The sequence below is a fragment of the Nocardioides sp. GCM10030259 genome, assembly GCF_042666375.1.
Lineage (GTDB): Bacteria > Actinomycetota > Actinomycetes > Propionibacteriales > Nocardioidaceae > Nocardioides.
In genome coordinates, this window is record NZ_JBHTDF010000018.1 from 235,097 (window position 1) to 253,821 (window position 18,725).

Annotated in this window: 18 protein-coding genes; 9 read left to right on the forward strand and 9 right to left on the reverse strand. The window is 73.3% G+C overall.

What is annotated here, in order from left to right:
- Window positions 1–54: 54 nt before the first annotated feature.
- Genes ACFQQI_RS14255 through ACFQQI_RS14270 form a run of 4 tightly spaced genes read right to left on the reverse strand, consistent with a single transcriptional unit; the run spans window position 55 to window position 2,989 of the window.
- Window positions 55–789: an amino acid ABC transporter ATP-binding protein gene (locus tag ACFQQI_RS14255; RefSeq protein ID WP_378564374.1), complete on the reverse strand. Its 735-nt coding sequence runs from the start codon at window positions 787–789 to the stop codon at window positions 55–57.
- Window positions 786–1,634, reverse strand: a complete 849-nt coding sequence (locus ACFQQI_RS14260; protein WP_378564377.1) for an amino acid ABC transporter permease — start codon at window positions 1,632–1,634, stop codon at window positions 786–788. The genes ACFQQI_RS14255 and ACFQQI_RS14260 overlap by 4 nt, the downstream gene beginning before the upstream one ends.
- Window positions 1,631–2,512 (reverse strand): ABC transporter substrate-binding protein, encoded by an 882-nt coding sequence (locus tag ACFQQI_RS14265; RefSeq protein ID WP_378564380.1) that lies wholly within the window; start codon window positions 2,510–2,512, stop codon window positions 1,631–1,633. The genes ACFQQI_RS14260 and ACFQQI_RS14265 overlap by 4 nt, the downstream gene beginning before the upstream one ends.
- Before the next feature lie 21 nt (window positions 2,513–2,533).
- A complete protein-coding gene (locus ACFQQI_RS14270) occupies window positions 2,534–2,989 on the reverse strand; it encodes a DUF4396 domain-containing protein (RefSeq protein WP_378564383.1) in 456 nt (151 codons plus the stop codon).
- Window positions 2,990–3,038: 49 nt separating this feature from the next.
- On the opposite strand from ACFQQI_RS14270, the gene ACFQQI_RS14275 reads away from it, so the two are divergent.
- Window positions 3,039–3,998 (forward strand): M28 family metallopeptidase, encoded by a 960-nt coding sequence (locus tag ACFQQI_RS14275; protein WP_378564386.1) that lies wholly within the window; start codon window positions 3,039–3,041, stop codon window positions 3,996–3,998.
- On the opposite strand, the gene ACFQQI_RS14280 is transcribed toward ACFQQI_RS14275, so the two are convergent.
- A complete protein-coding gene (locus ACFQQI_RS14280; protein ID WP_378564389.1) occupies window positions 3,973–5,352 on the reverse strand; it encodes a CapA family protein in 1,380 nt (459 codons plus the stop codon). The genes ACFQQI_RS14275 and ACFQQI_RS14280 overlap by 26 nt on opposite strands.
- 24 nt (window positions 5,353–5,376) lie before the next feature.
- Between ACFQQI_RS14280 and ACFQQI_RS14285 the strand changes: the two genes are divergently transcribed.
- Window positions 5,377–6,495 (forward strand): MalY/PatB family protein, encoded by a 1,119-nt coding sequence (locus ACFQQI_RS14285; protein WP_378564392.1) that lies wholly within the window; start codon window positions 5,377–5,379, stop codon window positions 6,493–6,495.
- Here ACFQQI_RS14285 and ACFQQI_RS14290 read toward each other — a convergent pair.
- The gene (locus ACFQQI_RS14290; protein ID WP_378564395.1) at window positions 6,484–7,845 is read right to left on the reverse strand and encodes a GH1 family beta-glucosidase; all 1,362 of its coding nucleotides are present in this window, start codon (window positions 7,843–7,845) and stop codon (window positions 6,484–6,486) included. The two genes, ACFQQI_RS14285 and ACFQQI_RS14290, sit on opposite strands and share 12 nt — an antisense overlap.
- Window positions 7,846–7,861: 16 nt before the next feature.
- On the opposite strand from ACFQQI_RS14290, the gene ACFQQI_RS14295 reads away from it, so the two are divergent.
- A complete protein-coding gene (locus ACFQQI_RS14295; protein ID WP_378564398.1) occupies window positions 7,862–8,524 on the forward strand; it encodes a pirin family protein in 663 nt (220 codons plus the stop codon).
- Window positions 8,525–8,619: 95 nt separating this feature from the next.
- Here ACFQQI_RS14295 and ACFQQI_RS14300 read toward each other — a convergent pair whose 3' ends face one another.
- Both ACFQQI_RS14300 and ACFQQI_RS14305 read right to left on the reverse strand, forming a co-directional pair.
- Window positions 8,620–9,549 carry a diacylglycerol/lipid kinase family protein gene (locus ACFQQI_RS14300; RefSeq protein WP_378564401.1) on the reverse strand — a complete coding sequence of 310 codons (930 nt, stop codon included), beginning with the start codon at window positions 9,547–9,549 and terminating at the stop codon, window positions 8,620–8,622.
- A complete protein-coding gene (locus ACFQQI_RS14305) occupies window positions 9,546–11,114 on the reverse strand; it encodes an FAD-binding oxidoreductase (RefSeq protein WP_378564404.1) in 1,569 nt (522 codons plus the stop codon). The genes ACFQQI_RS14300 and ACFQQI_RS14305 overlap by 4 nt, the downstream gene beginning before the upstream one ends.
- Window positions 11,115–11,131: 17 nt before the next feature.
- On the opposite strand from ACFQQI_RS14305, the gene ACFQQI_RS14310 reads away from it, so the two are divergent.
- The 6 genes from ACFQQI_RS14310 (at window position 11,132) to ACFQQI_RS14335 (ending at window position 17,447) form a co-directional block, all read left to right on the forward strand.
- Entirely contained in the window at window positions 11,132–11,734 is a 603-nt protein-coding gene (locus tag ACFQQI_RS14310) for a TetR/AcrR family transcriptional regulator (protein ID WP_378564407.1), read from the forward strand.
- Complete coding sequence (locus ACFQQI_RS14315) at window positions 11,731–13,287, forward strand: FAD-dependent oxidoreductase (protein ID WP_378564410.1); 1,557 nt, start codon at window positions 11,731–11,733, stop codon at window positions 13,285–13,287. The genes ACFQQI_RS14310 and ACFQQI_RS14315 overlap by 4 nt, the downstream gene beginning before the upstream one ends.
- A 195-nt stretch (window positions 13,288–13,482) precedes the next feature.
- Window positions 13,483–14,547 carry a sigma-70 family RNA polymerase sigma factor gene (locus ACFQQI_RS14320; protein WP_378564413.1) on the forward strand — a complete coding sequence of 355 codons (1,065 nt, stop codon included), beginning with the start codon at window positions 13,483–13,485 and terminating at the stop codon, window positions 14,545–14,547.
- Window positions 14,544–15,107: a TIGR03086 family metal-binding protein gene (locus tag ACFQQI_RS14325; protein WP_378564416.1), complete on the forward strand. Its 564-nt coding sequence runs from the start codon at window positions 14,544–14,546 to the stop codon at window positions 15,105–15,107. Before ACFQQI_RS14320 ends, ACFQQI_RS14325 begins: the two co-directional genes overlap by 4 nt.
- Before the next feature lie 67 nt (window positions 15,108–15,174).
- Window positions 15,175–16,185: a LuxR C-terminal-related transcriptional regulator gene (locus ACFQQI_RS14330; protein WP_378564419.1), complete on the forward strand. Its 1,011-nt coding sequence runs from the start codon at window positions 15,175–15,177 to the stop codon at window positions 16,183–16,185.
- Between the two features lie 26 nt (window positions 16,186–16,211).
- A complete protein-coding gene (locus ACFQQI_RS14335; RefSeq protein WP_378564421.1) occupies window positions 16,212–17,447 on the forward strand; it encodes a low temperature requirement protein A in 1,236 nt (411 codons plus the stop codon).
- Here ACFQQI_RS14335 and ACFQQI_RS14340 read toward each other — a convergent pair.
- Complete coding sequence (locus ACFQQI_RS14340; protein WP_378564424.1) at window positions 17,440–18,711, reverse strand: MFS transporter; 1,272 nt, start codon at window positions 18,709–18,711, stop codon at window positions 17,440–17,442. The two genes, ACFQQI_RS14335 and ACFQQI_RS14340, sit on opposite strands and share 8 nt — an antisense overlap.
- Window positions 18,712–18,725 lie beyond the last annotated feature (14 nt).

An 18,725-nucleotide genomic window follows, 5' to 3' on the forward strand; every position in this document is an offset into this window, starting at 1 on the left:
GATATCCACGTTCCGGCCCGGTCCGAAAGGTGGATTGCCCACCGCCATCACACCTCAGGCCGGCAGCACCCGCCGCAGGAACTGCCGGGTCCGCTCCTCGGCCGGGTCGCTGAAGATCTGCGCGGGCGGGCCCTGCTCGAGGATCCGGCCGTGGTCGAGGAAGCAGACCGACGTGGCGACGTCGCGGGCGAAGGCCATCTCGTGGGTGGCGATCACCATCGTCATGCCGGCCTCGGCCTCCGCCCGGACGATCTCGAGCACCTCGCCGACGAGCTCGGGGTCGAGGGCGGCGGTGATCTCGTCCAGCAGCAGCAGGGTGGGCGACGTGCAGAGCGCCCGCACGAGGGCCGCGCGCTGCTGCTGGCCGCCGGACAGCTGGTCGGGGTGCTTCGCGGCGTGCTCCGACAGCCCGAAGCGCTCCAGCAGGGAGCGGGCCCGCGACTCCGCGTCCGACCGCGAGACGCCGTGCACCCGACGCGGCGCCAGGGTGCAGTTCTCGAGGACGGTCAGGTGCGGGAAGAGGTTGTAGGCCTGGAAGACCATGCCGATCCGCGACCGCACGCGGCGCGGGTCGACGCGCGGGTCGGAGATCTCCCGGCCCTCGAACGTGATGACCCCGTCGTCGATCTCCTCGAGCAGGTTCAGGCAGCGCAGCAACGTGGACTTGCCGGAGCCGGACGATCCGATCAGGCAGATCACGTCGTGCTGCTCGACCGACAGCGACACGTCCTCGAGGACGACCCGGTCGCCGTACGACTTCCGCAGGCCGGAGACGGACAGGAGGCTCACAGCGCACCCGCCAGCTCACGCCGCCGCGTCCGTGCGGTCAGCCAGTCGCACAGCCGCGCGAGCGGCACGGTCATCGCGATGAAGAAGCCGGCGACCACGAGGTACGGCGTGAAGTTGAAGTTGAAGAGCGTGTAGTCGCGGGCGGTGGCGACGGCCTCGAAGACGCCGGCCGCGGAGGCCAGCGCGGTGTCCTTCTGCAGCGAGACGAAGTCGTTGAGCAGGGGAGGTACGACGCGGCGCACCGCCTGCGGGATGATCACGTGACGCAACGCCTGGCCGCGCGAGAGCCCCAGCGCCTGCGCGCTCGACCACTGCGACGGGTGGACCGACTCGATGCCCGAGCGGAACACTTCCGCGACGTACGCGCTGTAGGAGACGATCAGCGCGGCGGTCGCCCAGAAGAAGGCGCTGTTGGAGAGGCCCTGGAGCTCCAGCGCGGGCATGCCGAAGGCGAACAGGTACACCAGCAGGATCGTCGGGATGCCTCGGACCACGTCGGTGTAGACGACCGCGGTCACGCGCAGCGGCATCAACCACGGGGACCGGCTGACCCGCGCCATCGCGATCAGCATCGCGAGCACCAGGATGAACGCCTCGGCGATGAGGAACATCTTGATGTTCAGCCAGATGGCGTCGCGGATGGCCGGGAACGACTCCCGCGCGTCGGGCCAGCTGAGGAAGGACTCCTTCACGGTGGGCCAGCCCGGGGAGCTGGCCACACCGAGGGCCAGCAGCACGAACACCGCGGCGGTCGTCGCCGTCGCGATCGCCGCCGACCTGACCCGGAGCCGGCTGCGGACCCGCCGTCGGTCGAGCTCGTGCTGGCTGGGCGACCAGTCGCTCACTGGAGCTCGGGGACGTTCACCACGTCGGAGAGCCACTGCTGCTCGATCTGGTCGAGGCTGCCGTCGTCACGCAGCGCGGTCAGCGCCTGGTTGACGCAGTCGACGAGCCCGCTGCCCTTCTCGAAGAGCATGCCGAACTCCTCCTGCTCGCCGGTGTCGGGCTGGAACTGGCCGACGATCTTGCTCTTCGGGATCTCCACCGCCGAGATGTAGAACGCGGTCGGCAGGTCGGCGAGGATCGCGTCGACCTGGTCGTTCTGCAGCGCGTTCTTCGCGGCGTTGGTGTCCTCGAAGACCGCCGGGTCCTCATGCGGCTGGATGACGTCACGGATCGCGGTGAGCGATGTGGTGCCGGTCTGCGCACCGAGCCGCAGGTCGTGGAGGTCGTCGAGGCTGGTCGCCTCGGCGCCGGCCGTGCCCTCGAGCGCGATGACCGCCTGCGCGGCGGCGTAGTAGCCGTCGGAGAAGTCCACGACCTCGGCCCGCTCGGGGGTGATCGAGATCTGGTTGATGTCGAAGTCGAAGTCCTTCGCCCCCGGCGCGTAGGACTTGTTGAAGGGGACCTTGACCCACGTCACCTGGTCCGCGGTGAAGCCGAGCTGCTCGGCGACGGCGTACGCGACCGCCGACTCGAAGCCCTCACCGTTGCTCGGGTCGTTGTCGACGAACCACGGCTCGTACGCCGGGGAGTCGGTGCCCACGGTCAGCTGACCGGAGGTCTTCAGCGGCAGCGACTCGGTCGCGCACGCGTCGGCGCTGCTCGAGCCGGTCGGCTCGGAGGCGGACGACGAGTCGTCGTCGGACTCCGGGGCGCACGCGGCGACAGCAAGGACGAGGGGGAGGGCGGCCGCGGCGGCCAGGCTACGACGTACACGCATGGAGGAAGCGTAGAGCGGGGATCAGTGGTGGTGCTGCGCTTCGTGCATCTGGTGGACCGCCGCGTGACCACGGCCACGTCGGATCATCCAGTGGTTCACGGGCACCGTGACCACGAAGGCCACCGCCAGCGCCGCCGCCAGCGAGCCCCAGAAGAACCAGTCGGCGAGGCCCGCCTCCATCGCGCCCGGGATCAGCAGCAGGAAGCCGTTGTCCACGATCTCCATCACGAGGATCGAGACGGTGTCGGCGGCGAGGGCGATCCGGATCGCGTTGCGGACGTCGACGCCGGCCCGCCGCTGCCCCGCGAAGGTCAACAGGTAGCCGAAGAAGAACGCCAGCCCGACGGCCAGCGCGATCGACGGCGCGTCGCTCCAGCCCCACCACGTCGCGAGCGCCATGCCGAGCACCTCGCCGATCGCACATCCGGTGAGGCAGTGCCGGGTCGCCGTGACAGCCATCCGCCAGTTCGAGTCCATGGCGCGACCGTATACCCCTAGGGGGTATTTGGCAACGTACCGTCGGCGCATGCGCCGCCGGCTCGTTGCGCCACTCCTCGTCCTCGCGCTGCTGTCCGCGTGCTCCGGCGACCCGGTCGAGCCGCGCCAGCCGGAGCGGACGAGGTCGGCGCCGGTCACCACCTCCCCGACTATCGAGGCGAGTCCCACCCCGACGGAGACGGAGACCCCCGAGCCCCCCGCCCGGTTCGACGCCGACCGCGCCCTGCGCAGCGTGCGCCACCTGGCCGGCGACATCGGGCCCCGGCTCGCGACCGGCCCCGCCTTCCGCGAGGCGGCGACCTGGGTCGCGGACGGGTTCCGGGCGCAGGGGTACGCCGTGCGCCGCCAGTCGCTGGCGGTCCCGGCCGGTGACTCCTGGGGCGTGTCGGTCCGGGCGGGTCGGTCGAGCAACGTGGTCGCCACGCCGGGCGACTTCGACCCGGGGTCGCCGTACGTCGTCGTCGGGGCGCACCTCGACACGGTCGCGGTCGCTCCGGGCGCGGAGGACAACGCCTCGGGCGTCGCGGTGCTGCTCGAGCTCGCACGGGTGCTCCGGGCGAGCGGGCAGGTGGTGCTCGTCGCCTTCGGAGCCGAGGAGCCGGTCGGGCCGGGCGAGCTGCACCACTTCGGCTCGAAGGCTTACGTCGCCACGCTGACGCCCGAGGCGGCGCGCAACCTCCGCGGCATGGTCTCGCTCGACCGGGTCGGCGTCGGGAGCGTCGTCCCGCTGTCGTCGGTCGAGGGCACCCCCAGCGCGCTGCGGGACCGGCTGGCGCGCCTGGCAGAGCGGGAGGGCATCCCCACGGTCGTGGAGACCGATGCGGCGAGCGACCACGAGTCGTTCGCCGACGCCGGCTTCGTCGCGGCGCGCATCGGCAGCACGCCGTACGCCGGCTACCACTCCGCCGCGGACGTGCCCTCGGTCGTGAACCCCGGGCAGCTCCAGCGGGTCGGCGACCTGCTCAGCGCGTGGCTGCGAGCGAGCTGAGCTCCCAGAAGGGATCGAGGATGCTGCCCGCGTCCTGCACCCGCACCGGCCGCGGGGCGTGGTCGGTGTCCATCCGGTAGGGCACGAAGTCGGCCGCCATCAGCTGCCCGCCCCAGAACGTCGCCTCCAGCGCCAGCCCCTCCGTCGTCTGCGTCATGAAGTCCATGTCGAAGACGAAGTTGCCGAGCGAGTGCACGACGAGGGCGTCGCCGACCAGCTCGGCGCCCTGCACCCAGTGCGGGTGGCCGCCGACGACGAGATCGGCCCCGGCCCCGGCCAGCTCCCGCGCGACCTGGTGCTGGATCGGCTCGGGCCGGTGGGTGTACTGCGTCCCCCAGTGCGGCAGCACCACGACGACGTCGGCGCGGCGCGACAGGCGGCGTACGTCCCCCAGGAACCGGTCCAGCTCGGAGCGGTCGAGCGGCCCGGTGCGCGGCGGCATGCTCACCGACACCGCGCCCGGCTGCCCCGGCCCGGCCTCGGGGGTCTCGCCGATCGCGTTGAAGCCGAGGAACCCGAAGCTCACGCCGTCGCGTTCCACCACGACCGGCCTCCGGGCCTGCTCCAGGTCACGACCGGCGCCGAACGTCGGCAGGCCGCCGGCGCGCAGCAGGTCGACGGTGCGCTCCAGCGACCGCTCGCCGAAGTCGCCGGTGTGGTTGTTGGCGAGGCTGATCGCGTCGAACCCCGCGGCGCGCAGGTCGCGCCGCACCGACGGGTCGGCGGAGAACGAGTCGGTGACCGGGTCCTGCTGCGGCGGGCCGAGCTCGGCGAGCGTGCTCTCGAGGTTGCCCACGGTGATGTCGGCGCCGGCGAGCCGGTCGGCCATCGGGGCGAGCGCCGAGCCGCCGGGCACCCCGCGGCCGAGCATCACGTCGCCGACGACGGTCAGCGTGGTGACCTCGCGCGGCGTCGGGCCGGTCACCTGGAGCGGGTACGCCGCGGGATCGCGCAGCGGATCCACCCCGTCGACGGTCGCGACCCGCAGGGCGGGGTTCACCGCGTCGGCGACGAGCACCGCGACGGTGTCCATCGGGAGGTGGCGCAGCCCGTCGGTCGTCTCGGCCGTGCGCAGCGGGCCGCCGGGCTGACCGAGCTCCGCCCAGTCGTCGATCGCACCGCGCTCGAGCCGGCGCGCCTGCTGCGAGGTCAGGGCGAGCGGTGGCCGCCGGGCGTTGACCGCGAGCACCAGCGGCCGGGTCTGGCTCTCGGGCGCGGGACTCGTCGTCGGCTCCGGCGGGGGATCCGTCACCTCCGGCGCGTCGGTGATCGCCCGGTCGACCGGCGCCGACTCCGGGTCGGCCGTGCAGCCGGCGAGCGCGAGCACCAGCGCGCACCCGGCGAGGAACCTCATGACCGCAAGGGTAGGTTCGCCTGAGTGATCCGCGATCTCACCGACGACGAGGCCCGTGCCGCCCTGCCGCTCAAGTGGGAGAGGCCAGGGGTGGTCCCATCGTGGGTGGCGGAGATGGACTTCCGCCAGGCCGAGCCGATCACCGAGGCACTCGTCGACGCCGTACGTCGTGGTGCGCTGGGCTACCCGCCGCACGACGACGACCTCGGCGCGGCGTTCTCCGGCTTCGCGGCGCGCCAGTGGGGCTGGGACGTCCCGGCCGAGGCGTCGATGAGCACCGGTGGCGTGATGAGCGGCATCCGCCTGGCGCTCGAGGTGCTCTGCCCGCCGGGGCCGGTCACGGTGCCGATCCCGTGCTACCCGCCGTTCCGCGACGTCGTCGAGGTCACCGGTCGCGAGCTGGTGCCCATCCCGCTCGACCCCGACAGCGAGGACGCCCGCCTCGACCTGGCGGCGGTGTCGCGCGCGTTCGCGGCCGGTGCGCGGACCCTGCTGCTCTGCAACCCGCACAACCCGCTGGGCAACGTGCCGACGCGCGAGGAGCTCGCCGCGCTCGCTGCCCTCGCGCGGGAGTACGACGCCCGGGTCGTGGCCGACGAGATCCACGCACCCCTGGTGCTCTCGGGCGCGACGTTCACGCCGTACCTCTCCGTCGACGACCGCGCGATCGTCGTCACCAGCCCGTCCAAGGCGTTCAACATGCCGGCGGTCCACGGTGCCCAGCTCCTGCTGCCCGACCCGGCCGACCGCGCCCGGCTCGCGGCGGTCCCGATCCCCGCGCAGAACACGTGGTCGAGCCTCGGCGTCGTCGCCGGCACCGTCGCCTGGCGCGACTGCGACGACTGGCTCGATGCCCTGCGCCACCGGCTCTCCACCCAGCGCGAGCTGCTGGCCGAGCTGGTCGCCGACCGGCTGCCGAAGGCGCGGATGCGCCCGCTCGAGGCGACGTACCTCGCCTGGCTCGACCTGCGTGAGTACGGCGTCGCCGACCCCGCCGCGGCCGCGCTCGGCCGCGGGGTGCGGGTCGCGCCGGGCCACGACTACCAGCCGGGCCTCGCCGGGCACGTGCGCATCAACGTCGCCACCGACCCCGACCGCCTCGAGCGGGTCGTCGACGGGCTGGCGCTGGGGCTAGCCGACTGACTTCGTCTGCGCGGCGATCACGTCGGCGTACCACTGGAACGACCGCTTCGGCGTGCGCTTCAGCGTCTCGTAGTCGATGTGCACCAGGCCGAACCGCTGCTTGAAGCCCTCGGCCCACTCGAAGTTGTCCATGAGCGACCACGTGTAGTAGCCGCGCACGTCGACACCGCGCTGCACGGCGGTGGCGACCGCGCGCAGGTGGGCGTCGAGGTAGTCGATGCGCGGCTGGTCGTCGACGACGCCGTCGGCGTCCGGCCCCATGTTGTAGGCGCAGCCGGACTCGGTGATGTAGATCGGCGGGAGCGCGGCGCGGTAGCGGGCGCGCAGCAGGATCAGCCACTCGCGCAGGGCGTCGGGGACGATCGGCCAGCCGAAGTCGGTGACCGGGTAGCCGAGGAGCTCCCGGAACTCGAACGGCATCTCCGCGTCCTCGGCGGCCGCGCCGATCTTGAACGGGTTGTAGTAGTTGACGCCGTAGAAGTCGAGCGGCTGGCGGATCACCGCGAGGTCGCCGTCGCGGACGACGCCCTCGAAGAGCGGCTCGAGGTCGGCGGGGTAGCGGCCGAGCAGCATGGGCTCGCTGAACATGCCGTTCCACAGCGCGTCGAAGAGCTTGGTCGCGCCGACGTCGGCGGCGTCGTCCGTGGCCGGCCACATCGGCGCGTGGTTGTTGGCGCAACCGACGCTGGTCGCGCCGGCGGCGCGCAGCGCGATCGCGGCGCGGCCGTGGCCGAGCAGCAGGTGGTGCGCCACCGGCATCGCGTCGAACATCAGCGCGCGACCCGGCGCGTGCATGCCGATCGCGTAGCCCATCATCATCACGACGTTGGGCTCGTTGACCGGGATCCAGTGCTCGACCCGGTCGGCGAACTGCTCGCCCAGGATCGCGGCGTACTCGGCGAACCGGTCGACGGTCGCCCGGTTGAGCCAGCCGCCGTCGTCCTCGAGGGCCTGGGGCAGGTCCCAGTGGTAGAGCGTGACCATCGGCTGCACGCCGTTGGCCAGCAGCTCGTCGATGAGCCGGTCGTAGAAGGCCAGGCCCTTCGGGTTGGCCGGGCCGGAGCCGTTCGGCTGGATGCGGGGCCACGAGACCGACAGCCGGTAGCCGCCGATCCCGAGCTGCTTCATCAGCCCGACGTCCTCGGCGTGGCGGTGGTAGTGGTCGCAGGCGACGGCGCCGCTCGAGCCGTCCTGGATGCGGCCGGGCTCAGCGCAGAAGGTGTCCCAGATGCTCGGGCCCTTGCCGTCCTCCTCGGCGGCGCCCTCGATCTGGTACGACGCCGTGCTGGTGCCGAAGCGGAAGCCGGGTGGGAGCTGGGGGAGGTCTGTGCTCTGCTGGGGGTCTGGCACGGGCACAATGATGCCCGTGAGTGTGGAGATCCGCCGGGGAACCGACCGCTATCTCACCCGGAATGAGGGAGTGGTCACCCGGCACTCGTTCTCCTTCGGCGGCCACTACGACCCGGAGAACGTCGGCTTCGGTCGGCTGGTCTGCCACGACGACCACCTGCTCGGCCGCGGCCGGGGCTTCGACGAGCACCCGCACCGCGAGGTCGACATCGTCACCTGGGTGCTCAGCGGCGAGCTGCACCACGACGACTCCGCGGGTCACACCGGCGTCGTCCGCCCGGGTGAGGTCCAGGTGCTGGCCGCCGGCTCGGGGGTCACGCACTCCGAGGTCGCCGGCCCGTCCGGCCCCACCCGCTTCGTGCAGGCGTGGCTGACGCCGACGGTCGAGGACGGCGAGCCGGCCTACTCCGTCGCGCCCGTGCCACTCGCTGAGGGATCGCTCACCGAGGCGGTGCGCCTCGGCGACGCGGTCTTCTCGGTCGCTCGGCTCGAGGGCGGCGCCACGCTCGCCCTCCCCGACGCCCCGCTCCTGCACGTGTACGTCGCAGGCGGCGCGCTCATCCGGTCGTCGCTGGCCGAGCCGCTGGCCGACGGCGACGCCTTCCGGATCACCGACGCCCGCGACGTCACGGTCACCGCCGCGGTGCCGACCGAGCTGCTCGTGTGGACCTTCGGCTGACGGTGGTTGAGGAAGGCGCGCTAGCGCCTGTCTCGAAACCACCGGCGCCCGGTGGTTGAGGAAGGCGCGCTAGCGCCTGTCTCGAAACCACCGGGTCAGTAGATGACGCCGAGCGCACCGGGGACGACCTCGACCACGGCAGGGTCGGCGAGCAGGGCGGGCAGCGACCCGAGCGGCTCACCGTCGCCGCCGACGGGGATCGGTCCGCTCCCGGACCCGCGGATCTCGACGCGCTTCCCGGTGAGGACGGTGACCTCGGGCAGCGCGAGGTGGCGGCCGTCGTACACCTTCGGCAGCGACCGCATCAGCGCCACCCGCGAGGCGGCCTCGATGACGACCACGTCGAGCAGGCCGTCCTCGACCGACGCGGGCGGGGCGATCTGCATGCCCTTGCCGTAGTAGGCCGAGTTCGCGACGACCACCGTCGCGGCGGCGTACTCGTGCACGATGCCGTCGACCGAGACCTCGTAGCGACCGGGCCGGTAGGTGGCCAGGGCGCGCAGGGCGGCGTAGGGGTACTGCAGCGAGCGCGGCAGCCAGGTCGCGCGGTCGACGATCTCGGCGGCGCGGGCGTCGACGCCGGCGTAGACCGAGCCGGCGACCATCCGGCGCTCGACCGTGGCGGGTCCGAAGCCCGTGGCGGCGAGCAGGTCGATGCGGCGTACGTCGCCCTCCAGCAGCACCCGCGCCTGCTCGGCGGGGTCGTCGGGCAGGCCGAGCATCCGCGCGAAGTCGTTGCCCCGCCCGGCCGGGACCATCGCGAGCGTGGCGTCGCGGCCGGCGACCAGGCCGGCGAGCGACGAGAGCATCCCGTCGCCGCCGACGGAGACCACGACGTCGCCGCGGGAGACGGCCTCGTCGACGAGGTGGGCCATCGCCTGCGGCCCGGGCGAGTAGGTGACGTCGACGACGGCGCCCGCGTCGCGGAGCACCCGGGCGACGGGGACGACGGCGCCGGGCGCCGCGCCGCCACCGGAGGACGGGTTGACGAGGAACGTGAAGGCTCTGTCGTTCTTCTGGGTCACGGGATCAGCACTCCCGGGTTGAGGATGCCGGTCGGGTCGAGGTCGGCCTTGACCGCCCGCAGCACCGAGACGCCGAGCGGCCCGATCTCCTGGGCGAGCCACGGCTTGTGGTCGGTGCCGACCGCGTGGTGGTGGGTGATCGTCGCGCCGGCGGCGATCATGGCGTCGCTCGCTGCGCGCTTCGCCTTGTCCCACTGGGCCAGCGGGTCGTCGGACTCCTTGGCGGCGACCGTGAAGTAGAGGGAGCAACCGGTCTCGTAGACGTGCGAGATGTGGCAGAGCACGATCGACGGGTCGCCGAGCGACGCGGCGAGCGCGGCCTTCACGTCGGCGTACAGCCGCTCGAGGTTGGACCAGAACGTCGCCGTCTCCAGCGTCTCGACGAGCACGCCGAGGTCGAGCAGCGAGTCGCGGAGGTACGGCGCGTCGAAGCGTCCGTGCGACCACTTCTCCCCCGCCGCCTCGCCGACGGCGGTGCCGCCGAGGTCGGTCAGCAGCGCCGTCACGGCGGCGCGCTCGGCCTCGACGGCGGCGGGCGCGCCCTCGAAGCCGGTGATCATCAGGCACCCCGCGCTGCCGGGGCCGCCGATCGCCGCCGGGTCGGCGAGGTTGATCGCGGTCTCGCTCTCGTCGGAGAGCCGCAGCACGGTGGGCAGCAGCCCCGACTGCGCGAGGGCACGCATCGCGGCGGCGCCGTCGGCGAACGACGGCCACCGCCAGCCCTCGTAGACCTTGACCTCCGGCAGTCCCCGGACCCGCACGGTCACGGCGGTGATCACGCCGAAGGTGCCCTCGGAGCCGAGGAACAGCTGCCGCAGGTCGGGGCCGGCCGCGTTGGCCGGGGCGCTGCCGAGGTCGAGCGGCCCGCGCGGCGTCGCGACCCGCATCCCCACCACCAGGGCGTCGAAGCGGCCGTAGCCCGCGCTCGACTGGCCGCTGGAGCGGGTGGCGGCGAAGCCGCCGATCGAGGCGTACTCCCATGACTGCGGGTAGTGGCCGAGCGTGAGCCCCTCCGCCGCGAGCAGCGCCTCGGCCTCCGGCCCGCGCAGGCCGGGCTCGAGGGTCGCGGTCATCGAGGTGTGGTCGACCGCGAGCAACCGCTTCATGCGCACCAGGTCGAGGCTGACCACGCCGGCAAACCCCTCGCGCCGGGCCACCAGGCCGCCCGTGACCGACGTACCGCCGCCGAACGGCACGACCGCCAGCCGGTGCTCGACCGCGAAGGCGAGCAGCGCGGCGACCTCGTCGTGGTCGGCGGGGCGTACGACGACGTCGGGCGCGTCGGCCAGGTCGCCGGACCGGGCGCGCAGCAGGTCGGGCGTCGACTTGCCGCGAGTCCGCAGCCGGCGGGTCTCGTCGTCGGTGCGCACGTGCTCGGCGCCGACGACGGCGGCCAGCCCGTCCAGCAGCGCGGGGTCCAGCGCCGAGGGAGCGAGCGGCGGGTCGGTGACGGCCGGGCGGTCGTCGAGCCCGAAGACGAGCTCGATCATGCCGCGGGTGGCCTCCGGGAGGGCGGCGGCGCGGGCCGGGTCGCCCCAGCGGGAGGGATGCATCTCGACGTTCACGCGTTACACTGTGACACATGACGTCACTTCGTCACAACGACTCGGAGAGGTCCGAGCCCCGGGACACGTACCTCGATGCCGCCCGCGCCTGCATCCTCGACGTGGGCTGGCGGCGCACCACGCTGACCGAGGTCGCCCGGCGCGCCGGGGTCTCGCGGATGACGATCTACCGCACCTGGGCCGACATGCCGCAGCTGCTCGGCGACCTGATGACCCGGGAGTGGGCCGGCGTCGTCGCCGACTCGCTCGCCGAGCAGGACCCGGACGCCCCGACCCTCGAGCGCCTGGTCGCCGACATCGTCGGCACCGTGCGGCGGCTGCGCGAGAACGAGCTCTTCGTGCGCATCGTCGACCTCGACCCGGAGCTGATCCTCCCCTACCTCTTCTCCCGCCGCGGCCGCTCGCAGGACGGGATCCTCGAGCTGACCGTCGCCGCGCTCCGCGACGCGCAGGCCGAGGGCGTCGCCCGGCCGGGCAACCCGGTCGCGATGGCGCGGGCGATGCTGCTCGCGGCGCACGGCTTCGTGCTGTCGGCCCACACGATGGTCGACGACCAGGTCTCGGGTGAGGAGCTCGACGACGAGTTCGCGCTCGCGCTGACCCGGAGCCTGCAGCCATGACGGGCACGCGCATCACGCCCGGCCTCGCGGGAGCGCCCACGGACGTCGACGTCGTGGTCATCGGGCTCGGCATCACCGGCGCCGGGGTGGCACTCGACGCGACGACGCGCGGCCTGTCGGTGCTCGCGGTCGACGCCCACGACCTGGCGTTCGGCACCTCGCGGTGGTCGTCGAAGATGGTCCACGGCGGGCTGCGCTACCTCGCGAAGGGCCAGGTCGGCGTCGCCCACGAGAGCGCTGTCGAGCGGGGCATCCTGATGGAGGTCACGGCTCCCCACCTGACCCGGCCGATGCCGATGCTGATCCCGCTGTCCTCGAGCGTCGGCCGGCTGCAGACCGCCGTCACCCGTGGCGGCCTCGTCGCCGGCGACCTCCTGCGCCGCGGTGCGCGCACGGGGGCGGAGACGCTGCCGAAGCCGCGCCACCTCTCGGTCACCGAGGCGCTGCGCCTCGCGCCCGGGCTGCGCCCGGCCGGCCTGCGGGGCGCGATGCTCGGCTGGGACGGCCAGCTCGAGGACGACGCCCGGCTGGTCACCACGGTCGCGCGCACGGCCGCGGCGTACGGCGCCGAGGTGCGCACCCGCGCCCGCGTGCTGCACGCCACCGGCAGCAGCGTCGAGCTCCGCGACGAGCTGACCGGCGCGACCACCACCATCACCGCCGGCGCGGTCGTCAACGCGACCGGCGTCTGGGCCGACACCCTCGTCGACGGCATCACCCTGCGCCCCAGCCGCGGCACCCACCTCGTGCTCCGGCGCGACGCGCTGCCCGGCGTGGAGGTCTCGGTCTTCTGCCCGGTGCCGGGCGAGACCAACCGCTTCGTGATGGTGCTGCCGCAGCCCGACGGCACGGTCTACGTCGGGCTCACCGACGAGGCCGTCGCGGGCGCCGTGCCGGACGTGCCGGAGCCGACGGAGCCGGAGATCGGCTTCCTCCTCGACGTGGTGTCGGCGGCGTTCTCCCGGCCGCTCCGGCGCTCCGACGTGGTCGGCGCGTACGCCGGCCTCCGGCCGCTGCTGGACACCAACGACGGGTCGACGGCCGACCTGTCCCGGCGTCACGCGGTGCTCACGAGCGGGAGCGGGGTCGTCACGATCGTCGGCGGCAAGCTGACGACGTACCGCCGGATGGCCGAGGACGCCGTCGACGCCGCCGTCGCCCGCGCCCGGGTCGACGCCGGACCGTGCCGGACCGCCGAGGTCGCGCTGCTGGGAGCCGCGCCCCGGTCGGTGCTCGCCGGACTGGAGGAGCCGCCCCGGCTGGTCCGGCGCTTCGGCACCGACGCGCGGCTGGTGCTCGAGACCGCCCGCGAGGTCACCGGCCTCTCCGACGACGAGCTGCTCGCCCCGGTCGCCGACGGTGTCCCGGTCACGCTCGCCGAGCTGGTCTTCGGCGTGACCCATGAGGGTGCCGCGGACGTCGACGACCTCCTCGACCGCCGCACCCGCGTCGGCCTGGTCCCCGCCGACCGCGCGCTCGCCGTACCCGCCGCGGAGCGTGCCTTGGAGCTCGCCGATCGCTGTCGGTTTCCCCGGCCCCCCGGGGAAACCTGACGTTCCGGGGCGTTGCATTGCCCGGGAAGTGCAGGGATCCCCGGCTCACCGGGGATCCCGACGCGTACCGCGCGTTGCATCACCCCAGAAAAGACGGGACGGCCCGGGAAGTACGCCGCCGCGCGACCGATGACTTTCTCCGTCGACGACTGTCGGTACCCACAGGCAGACTGGACGACGCGAGGAGCAGGACCCATGACGGCGGTTGAGGCGGAGACCATGGTCATCCCGGCAGACAGCACGACGGACAGCTCGACGGACAGCTCGACGGACAGTACGACGGAGCTCGACGACTTCCCGAGCCTGACGCAGCGCTACCAGCGCGAGCTGCTCGCGCACTGCTACCGCATGTCCGGCTCCGTGCAGGAGGCCGAGGACCTGGTGCAGGAGACGTTCCTGCGGGCCTGGAAGGCCGCCGGGAAGTTCGAGGGCCGCTCGTCGGTGCGCACCTGGCTCTACCGGATCGCGACCAACGTCTGCCTGACGAACCTCGAGAACAAGCCGCGCCGCCCGCTGCCCGCCGCGATCGGCACCCCCGAGGCGATGGCCGGCGACGCCCTCGAGACCGACCACGAGATCGCCTGGCTCGAACCGGTGCCCGACGCGGCCGTGGTCGTCGCCGAGCGCGACTCGATCCGGCTGGCGTTCGTCGCAGCGCTCCAGCACCTGCCCGCGCGCCAGCGCGCCGTGCTGATCATGCGCGACGTCCTGCGCTGGTCGGCCGCCGAGGTCGCCGACGCGCTCGACACCTCCACCGCGGCGGTCAACTCCGCCCTCCAGCGCGCGCACGCCCAGTTCGCCGAGCGCGGCCTCACCGAGGACACCGTCTGCAACGAGCTCACCCCGGCCCAGGAGCAGCTGCTGGAGCGGTACGTCGACGCGTTCTGGCGCAAGGACGTCGACGCGATCGTCAGCCTGCTCACCGCCGAGGCGACATGGGACATGCCGCCGTTCACGAGCTGGTTCAAGGGCCCCGCCGACATCGGCTGGCTGATCGCCAACGAGTGCCCCGGCGGCGCCTGCGACATGCCGATGCTGGCGACCAGGGCCAACGGCCAGCCGGCGTACGGCCTCTACATGCGCACCGCCGCGGGCGACTTCGAGCCGTTCCAGCTCCAGGTGCTCGAGCTCGACGGCGAGCAGGTGCGACACGTGACGGCGTTCTTCGACCGGGCGCTCTTCACGACCTTCGGGCTCCCCGACCGCCTCGACGCCGACTTCAAGCCCGGCGACCACCCGCTGAGCCTGGTTCCTCGGTGACGACCACGCTCGGCGGGTCCGTCGAGCTGCTCGACCGGTCCCTCGCCTACACCTGCTCGCGACTGGAGGCCGTCCGTGACGACCTCCTCGACCGGCGTACGCCGTGCGCGGACTGGGACCTCGCCGGGCTGCTCGCCCACATGGAGGACGCGCTCGACGCGTTCACCGAGGCGGCCGGGGGTGCGGTCGAGCTCGACCGGTGGCGCGAGGCCGCCGGGCCTGTGCCGGCGATCCGGGCCAAGGCGATGGCGCTGCTGGGTGTCTGGTCGCGACCGTCCCCCGGCGACGTCGTGATCGGGACGGGCGGTCACCGCCTCGACCTGCAGAGCTCGCTGCTGGTCGCGACGGCGGCCCTCGAGATCACCGTCCACGGCTGGGACGTCGGCCGCGCCATCGGCGACGACACCCCGATCGCGCCCGCACTCGCCGCGGAGCTCCTGCCGGTCGCCCGGGCGACGGTGACCCGCGGCGACCGGGGTGTGCGCTTCGGGCCGGCGGTCCCGGTGCCCGACGATGCTCCGCCGGACCTGCGCCTGCTGGGGTTCCTGGGACGCACCTGACTGGACCGCAGCGAGGCTTTGCCCTATTCCGCCGCGAGGCCCGGCCCGCGTTCCTAGGCTCTCCCGCGTGCCCACGCCCCTGCTGTCCCCGATGTCCGACACGGCGACGACGGACGGCGACGACGGCACGCCGCTCGAGCTGCTCGCGCTGGGCCTCGCCCACGCCCGCGCCGGTGCGATCGGCGCGGCGGTCTCCTGCCTCGGCCGGGCCGACGACGGTGACCTCGACGGGCTCCAGCACGCGACGCTGCTCGCCGCCTTCCTGGACTGCCGGCTCGCGCGCGGCGAGCTGGGCGAGGCGCGCGCGCTGGGCGAGCGGCTCGGCAGGTACCTCGAGCACCCGGGCCTGGCCGGCGCCACCGCCCACCACGGCCGCGGCGAGCTGTGTGCGGCGACCAACGACATCGAGCTCGCGGCCTCCCACTTCGCGCGCGCCGGCCGGGTGCTGCAGCCCGGCGAGGACGACCCCGACGTGCTGCCGTGGCGCACCGCGGCCGCGCTGACGGCGGTCCGCCTCGGCCACCGCGTCGAGGGCACCGCCCTGGCCCGCGAGCACCTGACGATCGCCGGCCTGAGCGGCGCGGCGTACCCGATCGCGCTGGGGCTGCGCACGCTCGCCACCGTCGACGCCCACACCGACCGCGCCTCGCTGCTCCGCCAGGCGCTCGACGAGCTCGACGGGGTACCGGCGGCGCGGCTCACTGCACAGGTCGAGACCGACCTCGCCGGCGTGCTGCTGCTGGCGGGCCGGCCGACGAGCGAGGTCGAGGCGCTGCTGCGCAGGGCCGAGGTGTACGCCGGCACCGAGCACCTCTGGCCGCTCCTGAGCCGGGTGCGCCGCCTGCTGGCGCGGCTCGGCGAGCACCCGCAGCCCGTGGTCGGCGAGACCCTCGCCACGCTGACGGCCGCGGAGCAGCGGGTGGCCCGGCTGGCCGCGACCGGCCTGACCAACCGCGAGGTGGCCGACCGGCTGGTCGTCACGGTGAAGGCCGTCGAGTGGCACCTGTCGCACATCTACCGCAAGCTCGGCATCAGCTCGCGCGGCTCGCTGGCGTCGGCGCTCGGTCCGCTGGGCTGAGGGCGGTGGCACCTTAGGGTGTGGCCATGCCGGAGCGGACCACGCACTCCGTCCTGCGGATGTCGGGGCGTGACCCTCACGAGTCCGGTCGCGCGGCGACACCACTGGAGCTGCTCTTCGACCTGACGTTCGTCATCGCCTTCGGCGTCGCGGCCGACGAGCTCGCACACCTGCTCGTCGACGACCACGTCTGGGACGGGATCGTCGGCTTCTGCTTCGCGACGTTCGCCGTGACGTGGGCGTGGATCAACTTCTCGTGGTTCGCCTCGGCGTACGACACCGACGACTGGATCTACCGGCTCACCACCATGGTCCAGATGATCGGCGTGCTGATCCTCGCGATCGGCCTGCCGGACATGTTCGAGTCGCTCGTGGACGGCGGCCACATGGACAACCAGGTGATGGTGCTCGGGTACGTCGTGATGCGGGTGCCGATGATCCTGCAGTGGTACCGCGCCAGCCGCCAGGACCCCGAGCGCGCCGCGGTCTGCCGGATCTTCATCCTCACGCTCGCGGTCTCGCAGGTCGCGTGGGTCGCGCTGGCGCTGGTCGAGACGACGATCCCGGTCTTCTTCGCATGCGCCCTGCCGCTCATCCTGATCGAGCTCGTCGGTCCGTACGTCGCGGAGCACGTCCGCGGCGGGACGCCGTGGCACGCCCACCACATCGCCGAGCGCTACGGCCTCCTCGTGATCATCGCGCTCGGCGAGGGCCTGATCGGCGGCGCCGCGACCCTCTCGGCCCTGGTCAACGTCGAGGGCTGGACCAGCGACGTCGTGCTGCTCGGACTGGCCGGCGTGGGCGTCACGTTCGGCATGTGGTGGACCTACTTCGTGGTGCCGAGCGGCCACGTCCTGCACGCGCACCGGCGTCGCGGCTTCGGCTGGGGCTACGGGCACATCCCGCTCTTCGGCGCGCTCGTGGCGGTCGGCGCCGGGCTGCACACCGCGGCGTACCACCTCGAGCACCACTCGCTGCTCTCGGCGACCCAGACGGTGGTAGCCGTCGCCGTGCCGCTCGGCATCTACCTGCTGCTGCTCTACCTGCTCTACGCCCTGCTCACCCGCACCATGGACTCCTTCCACCTCGTCCTCATCGCCGCCTCGGCCGTCGTGCTCGGCGCCGGGATCGCGATGGTCGCCGCCGGTGCCTCGCTGTCGTGGTCGCTGCTGGTGGTCGCCTGTGCGCCGTGGGTGACCGTGGTCGGCTACGAGGCCGTCGGGCACCGGCACAACGAGGACGTGCTGGCGCGGCTCAGCTGAGCGGGTGCTCGATCTCGTCGCGGGGCAGCCGGGCGAGGACGATGGCCGCGACCGCGGCGACGGTCGGCACGAGGCCGGCGACGAGGAACGTCGTGCGCAGGCCGATCGCCTCCGAGACGGGCCCGGCCAGCGCCATCGACACGGGCATCAGGCTGACCGACACGAAGAAGTCGAGCGACGCGACCCGGCCGAGCAGGTGGGGTGGCACCCGGCGCTGGAGCAGCGTCCCCCAGATCACCATCGGCGCGGAGAACATCGCGCCGAGCACGAACGCCGACGCGACCAGCATCCAGATCTCGGTGGCCACGCCCATCACGACGAAGGGCAGGCAGCCCACGCCCCAGAGCAGGTTCATCACACTCAGGTAGCGACGCGGCAGCCGCAGCGAGGCCATCACCATCGAGCCGACGGCGCCGCCGATGCCGAACGCCGCCAGCACCAGCGCGTGGTCGCCCGCGTCGCCGCCGAGCTTGTCCTTGATCAGGAACGGCACCAGCACCTCGAGCGGGCCCATGATGACGAAGATCATCAACGACGCGAAGAGCAGCGTGGCCAGCAGCCACGGCGTCCGCACCATGTAGACGAAGCCCTCGCGCAGGTCGTGGACGACCGAGGTCGCCGGCTGGTCCTCGTCGCGGCGCACCGGCGTGAGCGGCACCGTGGTCAGCGCGAACAGGCCGGCCAGCGACGCCAGCGCGGCGACGCTGAGCGCGGCCGACGGCGAGACGGCCCCGACCAGGACGCCGGCGACGGCGGGGCCGACCGCCTGGCCGATCGTCGGGCGCACCATCCCCTCGAAGCCGTTGACCGCGAGCAGGTCCTCCTCGGGCACCAGCGCCGGCAGCCACGCGGAGTAGGCGGGGAAGTAGAACGCCATGGCGGCGCCGATGGCGAAGGCCACGAGCCCGAGGTGCCACAGGATGGTCAGGTCGGCGACCGAGAGCAGCGCGACCGTGCCCATCGCGAGCAGCTCGATGGCGGCGACGCCGAGCAGGATGACCTTCTGCGGCACCCGGTCGGCGACCACGCCACCGAGCAGGGCGGGCAGCAGGACACCGACCGCCGCCGCGGTCGAGACGACCGAGAGCTGGGCCGGGCCGCCACCGATGCGGATGACCTCCCAGACCAGCCCGACGGTCCACACGCCGCCCGCGAACGTCGCGAGCACGAGCGCGACCGCGAGCCGCCGGTACGCCGAGTGGCGAAACGGTGTGAGCGCCCGCGGAACCCTGCGGGCCTCAGGCCGCTCCTGTACCTCGGTCATCGTCTTCTCCTCCC